Annotated in this window: 14 protein-coding genes and 1 pseudogene; 10 read left to right on the forward strand and 5 right to left on the reverse strand. The window is 72.9% G+C overall.

Features of this window, described 5'->3' with window-relative positions:
- Positions 1-92: 92 nt before the first annotated feature.
- Entirely contained in the window at positions 93-428 is a 336-nt protein-coding gene (locus DVA86_RS09290; RefSeq protein WP_208877305.1) for a hypothetical protein, read from the forward strand.
- Positions 429-434: 6 nt separating this feature from the next.
- Here the strand turns inward: DVA86_RS09290 and DVA86_RS09295 are convergent, their stop codons facing one another.
- A complete protein-coding gene (locus DVA86_RS09295) occupies positions 435-1,010 on the reverse strand; it encodes a tetratricopeptide repeat protein (RefSeq protein ID WP_208877306.1) in 576 nt (191 codons plus the stop codon).
- Positions 1,011-1,199: 189 nt separating this feature from the next.
- On the opposite strand from DVA86_RS09295, the gene DVA86_RS09300 reads away from it, so the two are divergent.
- From DVA86_RS09300 to DVA86_RS09310, 3 genes are all read left to right on the forward strand, one after another.
- Complete coding sequence (locus DVA86_RS09300; protein WP_245996447.1) at positions 1,200-1,841, forward strand: LAETG motif-containing sortase-dependent surface protein; 642 nt, start codon at positions 1,200-1,202, stop codon at positions 1,839-1,841.
- Between the two features lie 367 nt (positions 1,842-2,208).
- Entirely contained in the window at positions 2,209-3,723 is a 1,515-nt protein-coding gene (locus tag DVA86_RS09305) for an exo-alpha-sialidase (RefSeq protein WP_208877308.1), read from the forward strand.
- A gap of 286 nt (positions 3,724-4,009) precedes the next feature.
- Positions 4,010-4,993, forward strand: a complete 984-nt coding sequence (locus tag DVA86_RS09310) for a sigma-70 family RNA polymerase sigma factor (protein WP_208877309.1) — start codon at positions 4,010-4,012, stop codon at positions 4,991-4,993.
- Between the two features lie 144 nt (positions 4,994-5,137).
- Here the strand turns inward: DVA86_RS09310 and DVA86_RS09315 are convergent, their stop codons facing one another.
- Positions 5,138-5,989, reverse strand: coding sequence for an NmrA family NAD(P)-binding protein (locus DVA86_RS09315; protein ID WP_208877311.1), 852 nt, complete (start codon positions 5,987-5,989; stop codon positions 5,138-5,140).
- 248 nt (positions 5,990-6,237) lie between these two features.
- On the opposite strand from DVA86_RS09315, the gene DVA86_RS09320 reads away from it, so the two are divergent.
- Positions 6,238-6,606 (forward strand): arsenate reductase family protein, encoded by a 369-nt coding sequence (locus DVA86_RS09320; protein ID WP_208877313.1) that lies wholly within the window; start codon positions 6,238-6,240, stop codon positions 6,604-6,606.
- A gap of 73 nt (positions 6,607-6,679) precedes the next feature.
- Here the strand turns inward: DVA86_RS09320 and DVA86_RS09325 are convergent, their stop codons facing one another.
- Positions 6,680-7,564: a Gfo/Idh/MocA family protein gene (locus tag DVA86_RS09325; RefSeq protein WP_208877315.1), complete on the reverse strand. Its 885-nt coding sequence runs from the start codon at positions 7,562-7,564 to the stop codon at positions 6,680-6,682.
- Complete coding sequence (locus DVA86_RS09330; RefSeq protein ID WP_208877317.1) at positions 7,561-7,938, reverse strand: 5-carboxymethyl-2-hydroxymuconate Delta-isomerase; 378 nt, start codon at positions 7,936-7,938, stop codon at positions 7,561-7,563. The genes DVA86_RS09325 and DVA86_RS09330 overlap by 4 nt, the downstream gene beginning before the upstream one ends.
- Before the next feature lie 257 nt (positions 7,939-8,195).
- Between DVA86_RS09330 and DVA86_RS09335 the strand changes: the two genes are divergently transcribed.
- The 3 genes from DVA86_RS09335 to DVA86_RS09345 all read left to right on the forward strand — a co-directional run bounded on the left by DVA86_RS09335 (position 8,196) and on the right by DVA86_RS09345 (position 11,134).
- The gene (locus DVA86_RS09335) at positions 8,196-9,497 is read left to right on the forward strand and encodes a sensor histidine kinase (protein WP_245996449.1); all 1,302 of its coding nucleotides are present in this window, start codon (positions 8,196-8,198) and stop codon (positions 9,495-9,497) included.
- A gap of 116 nt (positions 9,498-9,613) precedes the next feature.
- Positions 9,614-10,261, forward strand: a complete 648-nt coding sequence (locus DVA86_RS09340; protein ID WP_208877318.1) for a LuxR C-terminal-related transcriptional regulator — start codon at positions 9,614-9,616, stop codon at positions 10,259-10,261.
- A gap of 111 nt (positions 10,262-10,372) precedes the next feature.
- Complete coding sequence (locus DVA86_RS09345) at positions 10,373-11,134, forward strand: TetR/AcrR family transcriptional regulator (protein ID WP_245996450.1); 762 nt, start codon at positions 10,373-10,375, stop codon at positions 11,132-11,134.
- 81 nt (positions 11,135-11,215) lie between these two features.
- On the opposite strand, the gene pulA is transcribed toward DVA86_RS09345, so the two are convergent.
- Entirely contained in the window at positions 11,216-13,813 is a 2,598-nt protein-coding gene (gene pulA / locus DVA86_RS09350; RefSeq protein WP_245996452.1) for a pullulanase-type alpha-1,6-glucosidase, read from the reverse strand.
- Here pulA and DVA86_RS09355 point away from each other — a divergent pair.
- Positions 13,809-13,994, forward strand: a pseudogene (locus DVA86_RS09355) (hypothetical protein); the annotation flags it as partial. The gene pulA and the pseudogene DVA86_RS09355 sit on opposite strands and share 5 nt — an antisense overlap.
- Positions 13,995-14,063: 69 nt before the next feature.
- A complete protein-coding gene (locus tag DVA86_RS09360; protein WP_208877321.1) occupies positions 14,064-14,885 on the forward strand; it encodes a sirohydrochlorin chelatase in 822 nt (273 codons plus the stop codon).
- The last annotated feature ends 14 nt before the right edge of the window (positions 14,886-14,899 follow it).

The raw sequence follows: 14,899 nt of genomic DNA on the forward strand, positions 1-14,899 counted from the left end.
CGGCACCCGGCGTACGCCTGACCGCCCCCGTACGTCCACGGAACGGGGCTCTGGCAGGGATTTCCCTACTCCGCGGGACACCTTCCGGACGGATGACGCACACGCAGCACGGAAGCAGGGAAGATGAGCTCGAGCATCAGCCTGGAAGGCCGTACCGCCGTCGTCACCGGCGCCGCCGCGGGCCTGGGGCGGAGCAAGGCGCTGGCGCTCGCGGCGCGGCGGCGCACTGGAAGGCCGCCAACGAGGCGGCCGGCGGCCCCGTCTACGGGCGTCTCATCAAGATCACCGCGGCGGACGGGACGTTCACCGCGGAGGAGATCGACGCGCAGCTCACGCCGTACTTCGCCGACCGCGACCCGCACCGTACCTTCGTCGCCCGCAGCGTCGCCGACCTCGACCCGGACAGGGCGCGGCTGCCCACCTCGTAGGGCCGACTACGCGCCGGACTCCGGTTCCGGCTCCGGTTCGGGCTCCGGCTCCACCAGCCGCCGCGCGTAGTTGGCCATCGAGCGCTGGTAGCGCGGCAGATGGCGCGCCAGCGCGCCCACTGCGAGCGACACCGCCTCCCGCTCCCCTCCGACGTCCGTGAGCGCCAGTGCGAGGGTGGCGCGTACGGCGTCGTCCAGGGCGCGTTCGGCGTCGTCCAACGCGTCGTACGGGACCGCCAGTTCGGCGCGGAGCAGCTCCACGCTCTCCTGCGGGCGGCCGATGTTCCGCAGGGAGCTGGACATCTGGATCACCGCCCGCCGTCTGCGCAGCCCGGTCAGTCCGGTCTCCAGCGCCTGCCGGTACAGCGGAACGGCCCGGTCCGAGTGACCTGTCGAGTCGAACGCGCACGCGCGCTCGAAGTCCGCGAGGGCGCTTCCGTGCGGCAGTTCGGCGGCGAGTCCGTCGATCAGCGCCCGGAACTCCGCCTCGCCATACGTGTCGATCGCCGCCCAGGCGTCCGCGACCCGCCGCTCCCAGTCCGCCGCCGCGGCGCTTCCGTACGCCCCATCCGTCTCGTTCATGCGCACAGCTTCACACACGGCCCGCGCCGGCGCGGAGTTGTGAAGATCCCGGACACGTCGCCGAACTGCGCTTATGTACCGAGTTGTTGGAGAAGCGGGGGCGGCTGCGACCCCCTGTGCACGCAGGAGTACGGTTCTGTGCTCGTACCACACCCATGACCGCAAGCACTCCTCGACCCGGAGGCCACTTTGAAAGCACCGCACCACAGACGTCGCCGTTCCGTCACCCTCGTCGCGGCCGGAGTGGCCGCCATGGTCGGCACGGGGATGTTCGCCGCCGCACCCGCCTCCGCCCACACACCGCAGTGGTCGGTGGACTGCTCGACGGTGACAGTCGACCTGAAGAACTACAGCTCCGACCCCACCAACACGGTCACCGTGCAGGCGGAGGGCAAGGATCTGCTGAACGAGAAGTTCGGCGGCGACTTCAGCAAGAAGCTGAAGCTCGCGGACCACGACAAGCCCGTCGAGGTCCGGCTGATCGTCAAGGCCAACGACGGCGACCAGCACAACCGGGACGAGACCAAGACCGCCCCGGTGTGCGACGAGTCCCCGGAGCCGACCCCGACCCCGACGCCGACCGACACGCCGTCGGAGACGCCCTCGCCCAGCGAGAGCAGCACTCCCCCGGCGACGGGCACGCCGAGCAGCAGCGCGCCCGCCAGCAGCGAGGCGGCGCCCGCGCCCAGCACTTCCGAGCCCTCCACCGACCTCGCCGAGACGGGTTCGTCCAGCTCGACGCCGCTCATCGCAGGCATCGCCGCAGCCGTGGTGCTCGTGGGCGGTGCGCTGCTGATGCTGGCGCGCAAGCGCCGCTCCGCCCAGCAGTGACGCACGGTCGCTGACAGGCGGTCACACACCGCCGACGCGACGGGGGAACGGGCCGGGGCCGGCGCCGCACTACGGGCGCCGGGCCCCGGCCGTCGTACGTACGGGGAGCGGGCGCGTACGGGAGCGCTCCGTACGAGGGCGCTCCGTACGAGGGCGGCGCGCGGCCGGGTGGTCGCGCTCGATTCACCCGACGACCGCCCTTGATGTACGTGAACCGTACGACTTGTGACGTTATCGTCCGGACCGCTGCTGTCTCCCCCTCCCCCGCCGCTCCGTGCGGCCGGTCGGCAAGCCCGTAGGAGTGTGGCCTGTGCGTCGTCGTATGCGCCCAGTACGCCGTGTGCGCCGCGTGCGCCGTGTGCACCGCGTGCGCCGTGTCCCGGAAAGCGTCAGATCCTGGCTCGCGTGCGGCGCGGCCGCCGTCACGCTCGGCGCGGCGCTCCCCGCGCTCGCGCCCTCCGCCGCGTACGCCGGTGTCGAAGGGCTCTCCGCACGGGTGAGCGCCGACTGCACGGAGGACAGGCTGCAGCTTTTCCTCGGGAACGCCACGGACGCCGAGCAGACGTTCACCGTGAACGGCCCCGACCCCGGCGTCACTTCCACCGAGACCGTCCCCGCCGGCGGCAGCGCGACGGTGCAGTGGGACCGCGCGCGCGGCGCCGCGTACGCGCTGCGCGTCAGCACCCCGGGCGGCTACCGCAAGTCCGCCTCCGGCACCTTCGGCTGCGGACTGCGGCGCGGCGAGCCGCGGATGACGACCACGACGGTGTTCACCACGGGCACGCGCTTCAAGGGCCTGGTGGACGCGCACGGCAAGGAGTACGACGGCACCTCGGCGTCCGTCCGCATCCCCGCGATGGCGGTCACGAACGACGGCACGATCCTCGCCGTCACGGACGCCCGTGTGACCGGCCCCGGCGACCTGGGCGTGGGCGACAACAACATCCAGCTCGGCCTGCGGCGCAGCACCGACCGCGGCGCCACCTGGACCGCCCCGGAGATCGTCGCGCACGGCGCCACCAGCGAGACGGGCAAGGGCGACGCCAGCCTGCTGGTCGACCGGCAGCGGGACCGGGTCTACCTCTTCTACAACAGGGCACGGAAGGGGGTCGGTTACCACCGGCCGCCGGACGGTTCCGGTTCCAATTCCGCGGACGATCCGGACAGCATGCACGTCGAGTACGTCACCAGCGACGACGCCGGCGTGACCTGGAGCGAGCCGCGCGATCTCAACCCGTACGTCAAGGACCCCTCCTGGAAGGGTGTTCTCTCCGCTTCCGGGCACGGCATCCAGACGAGCGGCGGGCGGCTGCTGCAGCCGATCGTCTACCGGGACGACAAGGGCGGCCACCCCCTGAACGTCTACAGCGACGACCACGGCCGCACCTGGCACGCGGGCAGCGCCGCCGGCAACGGCTACAACGAGAGCAAGCCCGTCGAGCGCTCCGACGGCCGTATCGCCCAGAACATGCGCTCGGACCTGCAGTTGAGGCGCTTCTACGCGGTGTCGCCCGACGGCATCAGCCGCTTCGGCGAGCCGACGGCCTCCGAGCTGATCGACCCGCGGGTGAACGCCGACGAGATCTCGTACGTGCAGCCCGACGCGGACGGCGTGGACCCGCGTACGAAGGCACCACTCCGGACCGCCACGGTCCTCTTCAGCAACCCGGCGAGCAGCACGTCCCGTACGGACCTGACCGTACGGCTCAGCGAGGACGACGGGGCGAGCTGGCCGTACGCGGCGCTGCTCAAGCCCGGCACGGCCGGTTACTCGACGATGGCCGTGCTGGACGACGGCTCGGTCGGCGCGCTGTACGAGATCGGCGGCACGGGAGGCATCCGCTTCGCGCGCTTCACGCTGGACTGGATCCGCGAGCCGTGACGCTCGTACCGCCACCGGGCGGGCCCGGACGGCGCCCCTGGGGCGGAGTGACGGGAGGGGCGGCGGCGCGCAGGTGACGGCGGTGGCGGGGTTTGCGGCGAGTGTCTGCGGTTGTCGATGTTGTTGGCGTATTGGCCTTTCGCGCAGGGGGGCCTAGGTTCGAGTCAGGTGTGCATACGGGGGCCGCCGCGAAAGCTCATCGACGGTCCGCAGAAATCCCGTTGTCAGACCCCGCTGCCAAGATGTGGTCAACGGCAACAGGCCCGGTGATGTGAGAGGCGAAACCATGGCGGAGAACCTGGTCAGCGAGGACTTCCCGAAGCTGGCCGACCCCTTCCGGCGCGAGCTGCTGGCCCACTGCTACCGCATGCTGGGCTCGGTGCACGACGCCGAGGACCTGGTGCAGGAGACGTATCTGCGCGCCTGGCGGTCGTACGACAAGTTCGAGGGCCGCTCCTCGATGCGCACGTGGCTGCACCGGATCGCGACCAACACGTGTCTGGACGCGCTGGAGAGCCGCAGCAAGAGACCGTTGCCGACGGGGCTGGGGGCGCCGAGCGCCGACCCGTCGGAGGCCCTCGTCGAGCAGCGTGAGGTGCCGTGGCTGGAGCCGGTCCCGGACGCCATGGTCGGGGCCGACGGCGCCGACCCGGCCGCGATCGTCACGTCGCGTGAGAGCATCCGGCTCGCGTTCGTCGCCGCCCTGCAGCACCTGCCGCCGCGGCAGCGCGCGGTGCTGATCCTGCGGGACGTGCTCCGCTGGAAGGCCGCCGAGGTCGCGGAGCTGCTCGACACGACGACGGCTTCGGTGAACAGCGCGCTGCAGCGCGCGCGGGCGCAGATCGAGAAGGTGGCCCCGAGCGAGGACGCCGCCACCGAGCCGCTCTCCGAGGAGAACCGCGAGCTGCTGGACCGCTATGTCGCGGCCTTCGAGGTCAAGGACATGAGCGCCATCGTGAAGCTGTTCACGGAGGAGGCCGTCTGGGAGATGCCGCCGTTCACGGGTTGGTACCAGGGCCCGCAGGACATCGGCACGCTCATCGACACGAAGTGCCCCGCCGGCCCCGGCGACCTGCGGCTGATAAGCACCACGATGAACGGGCAGCCCGCCTTCGGGATGTACATGCGGGGCGAGGACGACGTCTTCCGGCCGTTCAACCTGATGGTGCTCACGCTCAGCGGCGCGCACGTCTCGCACGTGGTGGCGTTCTTCGAGACGCGGCTGTTCGCCGACTTCGGGCTGCCGGAGACGCTGCCGGCGCCCGAGTGAGGCCCCGGCTCGGGACCGCGCGTACGGGCGTGGGCGCGGGCCCTCGCCCACGCCCGTACGCAGGGCCGTGCGGCACCCGCAGCCGTACGCCGTACGGGACCCGCGCCCGGCCCCCCGTACCGGACGCGGGCCCCGGCCGGTGGGCTACGCCCCCGCCGCCGGACCGCGGAACGCGTCGGCGTGCTCGGCCGCCCACTGGGCGAACGTGCGTGCCGGGCGGCCCGTGACCTCCTCGACGGTGGGGACCACGGTGTAGCCGATCTCCGGGGTGTTCCCGTGCACCCAGACGAAGAACTCGATCGTCTCCGGCGAGTGCCCCTCCGCCGCCCAGGCCGCGCGCGCCTGCTCCTCGGTGAGCTCGACGTAGCGGATGTCGCGGCCGACGGCCTCCGCGAGCACACGTACCTTCTCGGGCCGGGTCAGCGCCTCGGGCCCGGTCAGCGTGTACGTCCTGCCGCCGTGCCCGTCCTCCGTCAGTGCGGCCACCGCCACCGCGGCGATGTCGGCCTCGTGCACCATCGCGCTGCGGGTGTGCGCGAACGCCGCGCGCACCTCGCCCTCGGCGCGTACGGACTCCGCCCAGTCCAGCGCGTTCGCCATGAACTCGACGGGCTGCAGATGCGTCCAGGCCATGCCGCTCGCCTCGACCGCCTGCTCCACGGGCCCCTTCTCGCCGCCGAGGAGCATCGTGACCCGGCGCACCCCGGCCTTCTCGGCGAGCCGTACGAGTTCGGCGCCGGCGCCGTCCAGCGGCGCGTAGTCGTCCCCGCCGAAGTTGATCAGGTGCAGTCCGGTGGCGCCCTCCAGCGCCCCGAGCACGGTCTCGGGCCGGGTGAGGTCGCCCGCGACGGCGGCCACGCCCTCCGGCAGCCGGCCCTCGGCCTCGGCCCGCGCGGGGTCGCGGGTCAGGGCGCGCACCCGGTGCCCCGCCGCGGCGAGCTGTCGTGCGACCTCGTGGCCCACGGTTCCGGTCGCTCCGGTCACGAGAATGGTCACGGCTGTCTCCTCGGTTCTGCGTGCTTGGGCTTGGCTCGGCTCGGTCCCGCCCGGGTTTCCGCACGGTTCCGTCGACCGGTTTTCCGGCTGTGCCCAGCACGCTAGGAGGCGTTGCGGACGGTTTCCGTCCTCGTTGCCGCGGAGATGCGCGGACGCGGGCGGACGGACGGACGGACGTACGGGCCGCAGGGGTGCGTCACCAGCACGGGTGCGGTGCCGCGCGCGTGCGCTGCCGCTACGGTGACGGCATGGAGATCTGGCTCAACCCCGCCTGCTCGAAGTGCCGCAGCGCCAAGAAGCTGCTGGACGAGGACGGCGCGGAGTACACCGTCCGCCGCTACCTCGACGACCCGCCGACCGAGGCCGAGCTGCGCTCGGTGCTCGACCGGCTCGGCCTGGAGCCGTGGGACATCGTCCGTACCCAGGAGGCCGACGCGAAGACACTCGGGCTCAAGGACTGGCCGCGCGAGCCGGCCGAACGGCCGCGCTGGATCGAGGCGCTGGCCGCCCACCCCAAGCTGATCCAGCGCCCCATCATCACCGCGGACGACGGGACAGCCGTGGTCGCGCGCACGGACGACGCCGTACGCGACGCGCTGTCCCGCCGCCCCTCGTGACCACCCGGCCGCAGCTACTCGGCCGTACGCCCCCAGCCGTAACCCGTTGCCGTACCCCCTGAGCCGTACGCCCTCAGCCGCCGGCCTTCAGCGACTCCTCCGCCCGCGCCAGGATGTCGGTGACGCGGGCGCCGAAGCGGATGTCGTACGGGTGCGGTTCGCCCGTGCGCACCGACGCGAGCAGCGCGTCGACGGCCCGCCCGAACGCCTCCGCCGCGTCCGACTCCCGTACCGGCAGGGCCGCCACCCCGCCCGTGCCGCGCAGCTCGGCGGTGACGCCCGCCGCCTCCGGCGGCATGGTGTGGCTGACGGCGACGGTGCTGGAGGCGCCGCCCTCGTGCCGCAGCGCGAGGTGCACGGTGTCGCCGGGCCCGGCTGCCGCGCGTACGGCGGTCACGTCGCCGAGCACCGGGAGCAGTACGGACAGCGCGTGCGGCCCGACGTCCCAGAGCGCGCCGCGCTCGCGCCGCCAGGGCGAGTCGGCGAACGGCGAGTCGCTGCCGCCGAAGACCGGCGACAGCCAGTCGGCGCGGCCGACCAGCCAGCCGTCGGTCGCGGCCTGTTCCCGCACCCAGGACGCGGTCGGCTCGCTGAAGTGCAGCGTGAAGAAGACCACCGAGGCCACGCCGGCGGCGCTCGCCGCGTCCACGGCGAGCGCCGCCGCCTCCGGTGTGGTGGCGACGGGCTTGTCGAGGAGCAGATGGCAGCCCGCCTCGGCGGCCCGTGCGGCCAGCGGCGCCTGGATGTCCGGGGGCAGCGCGATGGCGACGGCGTCGCTGTCGGCGAACAGCGCGTCGGGGTCGTCGTACGCCTCGGTGCCGAAGCGTGCCGCGAGGTCGGCGGCGGCCTCGGGCCGGCGGCCCCAGACTCCGGTCAGTTCCACCTCGGGGTGTGCGTGCAGGGCGGGTCCGTGTGCGAGGGAGGCCCAGGGGCCGGTGCCGAGGAGTCCGATTCTCATGCCGTCGCTGCTTCCTGGTCGTGGTGGCTGGAGTAGCAGCCACGGTCGAGTTCGCTCACGTCAACGGACGCGTGCAGGGCGTGTCCGGGTGTCGGGCCGACGTAGCCGCGGAGGAGTTGCAGCACCGACCGCGACAGCTCGCCCTTGACCTCGGGGGTGCGCCCGGAGAGCAGCGCGACCTCGACGTGCACCATGGCGATGTCGGTCTCGCCGTCCGCGATGACGCATTCCTCGGCACGGCGGAAGCGGGTCTTGCACGCGGCGACGCTGCCGTCCACGGCCTTGGCGACCAGGGGGTGGAGGGCCCGGCCGAAGCCGCGGCGGTCGAAGGTATCGGTGAGGACGTCGGAGTAGTCGACGGTGATGTGCGGCATGGGGACACCGTAATGCGACGGCGGGGTGCCGCCCCAGCGGCCGGTCGCGGGTACTGCCGCACGCGGCGGCCCGGCCGCCGGCGGCAACCGGACGGCACGCGGCCGCATGCTCGGCGGTGGTGCCAGATACACCCCCTGCCGGGTGCCCGTCCCCAGTGTCATACGCCGGCACGCACAGGAAACTGGAGTCACCCGCGAGGGCGGGGGCGACAACGGGGGCCCGAGGTACGTCGTACGGGCCGGAAGAGGAGCATCCAGTGAGCAGCATCGTGGACACGCCGAGGTCGTGGCGGCCGCCGGTACGGGAGTCGCTGCAGGCGGCGGCCCGCGGGGTGGGGCTGGCCGCGCTGTCGATCGGGGCGTCCCTGGCGCTGTTCATCGTCACGGTCCTGTCCGTCGTGTTCGTCGTGCTCGGAGTGGGCGCCTTCACGACGCCTGCGGTGCTCAACACGGTGCGGGCGCACGCGAACCGGCGGCGCCTCCTCGCCTCCGAGTGGGCGGGCATCGCGATCCCCTCGCCGTACCGCCCGCTGCCGGAGCAGCGTCCCGGCGCCGTCGGCCTCGTGGAGCGCACCAGCCAGCTGCTGAAGGACCCGGCGACATGGCGGGACATCCTCTGGCTGCTGGTCGACGCGGTCGCGGGCTTCGTGACGGCGCTGCTGTCGTTCGCCGTGCTCGTGTACGGCGTCGAGGGCGTGATCATGATGTTCGGCCTGTGGGAGGCTGTGAACAACGGGTACTGGTACGCCTTCATCCCCATCAAGGGCTACGGCAGCGCCGTCCAGGCCGCCCTCCTCGGACTGGCCCTGATCGCGGCCAGCTTCTACGTCAACCGGTATCCCCTCCAGGCCCACTTCATGATCGCCAGGCTGCTCATCGGCCCGACCCGCGGTGCCCAGCTCGAGCAGCGCGTGGAGCGGCTGTACGAGACCCGGCACGACGCCGTGGACTCCTCCGCGGCGGAGCTGCGCCGCATCGAACGCGACCTGCACGACGGCGCGCAGGCGCGGCTGGTCGCGATGGGCATGAGCCTGGGCACGGTGGAGGCGCTGATCGAACGCGATCCGGCCAAGGCCAAGGAGATCCTCGCGCAGGCCCGTTCGTCGTCCGCCGAGGCGCTGACCGAGCTGCGTGACCTCGTACGCGGCATCCACCCGCCCGTACTCGCCGAACGCGGCCTGGGCGATGCCGCGAAGGCGCTCGCGCTGCGGATGCAGATCCCCGTCGAGGTGGACGTGGAGCTGACGGGCCGGTTCCAGGAACCGGTGGAGTCCGCCGCGTACTTCGCGATCAGCGAGGTGCTCACGAACGCGGCGAAGCACTCCGGCGCCGACCGGATCTGGCTGGACATCCACCACAGCCGGGACGCGGGCGGCATGCTGCGCATCGCCGTCACCGACAACGGCCGAGGCGGCGCCGACCTGGAGAAGGGCACTGGCATGAAGGGCATCGAGCGGCGGCTCGGCGCGCTGGACGGCGTGCTCGCCCTCAGCAGTCCGGAGGGCGGCCCGACGATGGTCACCATCGAGATCCCCTGCGAGCAGACCGAGCCCAGGTGACGTACGGGACGTACGGGACGGCGTACGAGGTGGTGCGGGCGGGCTGAGCCGGTGTGGGGCACACGGTAGATTCGTCGGTGATCGGCCCCGTATCAGCCGTCCTGATGGAGATTCCGTTGCGCGTTGTCCTGGCAGAAGACCTCTTTCTCCTGAGGGACGGGCTCGTCCGCATGCTGGAGGCGTACGAGTTCGAGATCGCCGCGGCGGTGGACAACGGCCCGGAGCTGACGCGGGCGCTGGAGGAACTGCAGCCCGATGTCGCGGTGGTCGACGTACGGCTGCCGCCCTCGTTCAGCGACGAGGGGCTGCAGTGCGCGCTGGAGGCCCGCCGCAAGCGGCCGGGGCTGCCGGTGCTGGTGCTGTCGCAGCACGTCGAGCAGTTGTACGCGCGTGAGCTGCTCGCCGACGGCAACGGCGGGGTCGGCTATCTGCTGAAGGACCGGGTCTTCGAGGCCGAGCAGTTCATCGACGGGGTGCGGCGGGTGGCGTCCGGCGGTACGGCCATGGACCCGCAGGTCATCCAGCAGCTGGTGTCGCGGCGTGCGCAGGACAAGCCGATGGCCAACCTGACTTCGCGGGAGAAGGAGGTCATGGAGCTGATGGCGCAGGGCCGTTCGAACGCGGCGATCGCGCAGCAGCTGTTCATCACCGAACGGGCCGTCGCCAAGCACACGTCCAACATTTTCGGCAAGCTGCGGCTGCCGCCGTCCGACGACGACAACCGGCGCGTGCTGGCGGTGCTGGCCTATCTCGACCAGGGCTGACCGGTCGCTGCCCGAGAGCCGCCCGAGTGTTGGCCGGCACCCGTACGAGAGGGCCGGAACCGGACGGTCCGCAGTCAACCACCGTACGGTTCGCGTCGTTAAGGTTGGCTTATGACGACCACCACGACCCCCGGTGCGCGCCGCAGGATGGGCGTCGAGGAACGGCGGGAGCAGCTGATCGCCGTGGCGCTGGAGCTGTTCAGCCAGCGCTCTCCGGAAAAGGTCTCGATCGACGACATCGCGAACGCGGCCGGGATCTCCCGGCCCCTCGTCTACCACTACTTCCCCGGCAAGCACAGCCTCTACGAGGCGGCCGTCCGGCGGGCCGCCGACGAGCTCGCCGCGCGCTTCTCCGAGCCGCACAGCGGCCCGTTGAGCGACCGCCTGCTGCGCGTCATGGGCCGCTACTTCGACTTCGTCTCCGACCACGGGCCCGGCTTCTCCGCGCTGCTGCGCGGCGGCGCCGCGGTGGGCTCGGCGGAGGCCAACGCGGTGATCGACGACGTGCGGCAGGCGGCGTACGAACAGGTGCTGGCGCACCTGGAGATCGACGCGCCGGGGCCGCGGCTCGCCCTGGTCGTACGGTCCTGGGTGGGCCTCGCCGAGACCACCGCCCTCACCTGGCTCGACGGCCGCCGCATACCGCGCGGCGACCTCGAACTCCAGCTGGTGCACGGCTTCATGGCGCTGGCCGCCGTGACGGCCGCCGACGACGAGGAGACGGCCGCGGCGATCCGCCGCATAGTCGCGCAGGAGCCACCGGACGGCCTGGTCGCCCGCCTGGTGACCAGCCTGCTGGGGCTCGTCCCGGGCGAGCTCCTCATCCCCCGGCAGGGCGGCGCCGCCGCCGCGGGCGGCCACCCAGAGCGGTGAGCCGCACCGCCCCGTGCACGACGGGCGTCCGGCGGGTGCGTGTGACGGCACCCGCCGGACGACGCCGGCGTACGGGGGCGCCTACCGGCCGGTGAACACCGCCACCGTCCGCCCCGGCACCGTGAAGGTGCCCGTACGGGCGTCGTACGAGGCCGACTTGACCGTCTCGTCCGCGCCGCCCGCCTGCACCGGGTGCAGCGCGTGGTCCTGCCCGGCCAGTGCGCGTACGGGCTGCTTCTGCTCCTCCGGGGTCGCGTTGAAGACGACCGTCAGATCGCCCGCCCGCATCACGACGACGCCCGGTGTCTGCTCCGTGCCGCCCGACACCGGGAACGACACCTCGCGCTGCACCTCGGCCGCGCTGTCCAGCGAGAACGCGTCCTCCGTGGCCCGTATCCGCAGCAGGTCGCGGTAGGCCGCGGAGGTGCCGTCGATGTCCGTGCAGGACGGCGCGAGCGCGGGCGCGGTGAGCAGCGGCTTCGCGTACGGCCACTTGTCCTCGTTGTCCCAGGCGGGCGGGAGTCCGCGGCCGAAGCCGTTGCCCGCGCGACAGTCCCAGTGGAGGGCGTTGAACCAGTCGCCGGAGTCGAACGAGTTACGGTCCAGCGACTTGGAACGGAGCCGTTCGCTGCCCGCCTGGCTGAGCGCCGGGCCCTGCGAGAGAACGGCCGTGCCCAGCGCGATCACCTGCATGCGGGCGCGTTCGGCGGTGGTGGTGTCCGCGGGGAGCTTGTATGCGAGAGCGTCGTACAGCGTCTCGTTGTCGTGCGCGTCGGCGTACGCGACGGCCTCCTCGGGCGACGCCGTGTAGCCCGCGGGTGCGCCGTTGTAGTCCACTTCGGAGCCCTTCACGCGCTTCCCGCCGGAGTCGGTGAAGGTGTAGTCGGCGAGGCTGCCGGTGAGGCCGACGGCGAGCAGGTCCTGGTAGTGCAGCAGCCGCTTGCGCTGCTCCTCCTGGCTGCCGTTGGCCGGCGAGGAGTTGGGGTCGGTGTAGAGGCCGGTGGCGAAGCCCTGGACGCGGGGGTCCTCGTCGAAGGGGCCGCCGCCGCGTACGGCGTCGCGGGCCCGGTCGGAGAACGTGGCGACGCCCGTACCGGCCATGTTCCGCTGCGTGGCCTGCTCGAACCGGGCGTCGTCCGCGACCTCGCCGAAGTTCCAGCCCTCGCCGTACAGCACGATCCGCTTCCCGTCGACGCCGTCCTTCTCCGGCGTCAGCCGGTCCAGGGCGGCGCGCACGGTCTCGATGTTCGCCTTCGGGTGGTGGCCCATCAGGTCGAACCGGAAGCCGTCGATCTTGTACTCCCTGGCCCAGGTCACCACCGAGTCCACCACCAGCTTGCCCATCATGGTGTGCTCGGGCGCGGTGTTGGCGCAGCAGGTGGAGGTCGCCACGCTGCCGTCGGCCAGCAGCCGGTGGTAGTAGCCGGGCACGATCCGGTCCAGGACGGAACGCGGGTCCTGGCCCGCGGCGACAGTGTGGTTGTAGACGACGTCCTGGACGACGCGCAGCCCGGACTCGTTCAGCCCGCGCACCATCTCGCGGTATTCGAGGGTGCGTTGCGGCCCGTCCGGATCGGTCGCGTACGAGCCCTCGGGCACGGTGTAGTGCAGCGGGTCGTAGCCCCAGTTGTACGCGTCCTTGTCGCGCACCTCGCCGACGCACTTCTGCTGCTCGGCGGAGTCGGCTGGCAGCGCGCCCAGGTCGCAGCCGGGCCGCGCCTGGTCGCGGGTGCGCTCCGGGATGCTGGCGATGTCGTACGTCGGCAGCAGGTGCACGTACGAGGTCCCGGCGCGGGCCAGTTCGCGCAGCTTCCGCATGCCGTCCGAGCCGCCGTCGGTGAACGCGCCGTAACGGCCGGGCTGCCGAGCCGTCTTGTCCGCGACGGAGAAGTCCCGTACGTGCAGTTCCTGGATGCGCGCGTCCCCCAGCGGCGTCGCCGCCGGCTTCCGCAGCCCGTCCCAGCCGCGCGGCGCGAGCCGGCGGTCGGACAGGTCGACGACGAGGCTGCGGCGCGAATCGGCGGTCAGCGCCGTGGAGTACGGGTCGGTGACCTCGTTCGTCACCACCTTCCGTACGGACGGCGCCCACACCTGCACCCGGAAGCGGTACGGCTTGCCGCGCCAGCCGTGCTCCCCCCGTACGCTCCACACGCCCGTCGCGTCGTCGCGCCGCATCTGTACGGTCTCGCCGTCCAGTTCCAGCTCGACGTGGCGCGCGGTGGGCGCCCAGACGGACAGCGTGGGGCGGCCGTCGGCGCCGAAGACGGGGCCGAGGGCGGCCTTCGCGGCGCGCGCGCCGTACAGGTCGTCGAGCACGCCGGGTATCTGCACGCCGGTGGACTTCCGCACGGTGCCGTCGGCCGCGCGCTGCGTCACGACGAGCCGCCCGCGTACGGCCTCGGGGACGCGGGCGCGGTCGCGGGGGTCGACGGTGAAGGCGGCGTACTCCTTCAGATGCGGGTACTTGGCGCGCTGCTCGTCGGTGAGGCCGCCCCGTACGGGGGTGAGGCGGAGGTGGTCGCCGTCGGGGCCGCCGTAGTCGAGCCGCGTACGGGTGCCGGCGGGGGCGTCGTCCGCCTTCCAGGCGAGGGTGTGCCGGTCGATCCACTGGGCGGCGGCCTCGGGCTGGGCATTGGCCTCTGCCTGTGTGGTGGCGTCGGGGGCCTCCGGGGGGCGCACCGCCGAAGCACTGCCCATCGACCCCTACGCCGACTCCCGCCGCACCGGCTCCTTCCTCCTCATCGACCCCGCCGACGGCACCACCCTCACCGCCGGCATGGCCGGCAACGCCTTCGCCGAAGCGGCACAGGAGGCGAAGGGCGCGCAGCCCGAAGCGGACGACGAGGGCTGGGACTTCTAGCCGACGCTCCCGTATCCGCCACGCCCCGCCGCAACCCCGTTTCCGTACGACACGAAGGAAGCTCCGCCCGTGCACACCCCGCTCACCGCCCCCGCGCTGCTGATCGTCGCGCACGGCAGCCGCGACCCGCGGCACGCCGCGACGGTCACGGCGCTGTGCGCGCGGGTGCGGGCGGGCAACCCGGGTGTGCGGGTCGAGGTGGGATACCTCGACTTCAACGCGCCGAGCGTCCCGCGCGTGCTGGAGCGGCTGGCGGCGGAGGGCGTACGGGACGTGATCGCGCTGCCGCTGCTGCTCACGCGCGCGTTCCACGCCAAGTCCGACATCCCGGCCGTGCTCCGCGAGTCGGCCCGCCGGCTGCCCCTGCTGAACGTGCGGCAGGCCCCGGTCCTCGGCCCGCACCCGCTGCTCGTACGGGCGCTGGAACGGCGCCTCCACGAGGCGGGGTTGGACGAGGCGGGGTTGGACGAGGCGGGACTGGACGCGCAGGGCGCGGCGGCCGGCCGCGGCAACGGCTCGACCGGGGTCGTCCTGGCCTCGGCGGGCTCCACCGACCCGGAGGCGATCGCAGTGATCGCTGAAATCGCGCGGGAGTGGCGGCGTACCAGCAACTGGTACGCCGTGCGGCCTGCGTTCGCCTCCGCATCACTGCCGCGTACGGCCGACGCCGTACGCGCCCTGCGGGCGGAGGGCGCCGCCCGCGTGGTCGTCGCGCCGTACGTGATCGCGCCGGGGCGGCTCCCGGACCGCATCGCCGAGGGCGCGCGGGAGGCCGGGGCCGACCTGCTGGCGCCGGTCCTCGGCCCGTCCCCCGAGCTGGCCCGGCTGCTCCTGCTGCGCTACGCGCAGGCCCGGCAGGCCGCCGAACTGCCCCTGGCCCAGCCCGCGTAGGGCCGCGTACGCCT

Origin of the sequence: Streptomyces armeniacus, from assembly GCF_003355155.1 — a bacterium.
GTDB lineage: Bacteria > Actinomycetota > Actinomycetes > Streptomycetales > Streptomycetaceae > Streptomyces > Streptomyces armeniacus.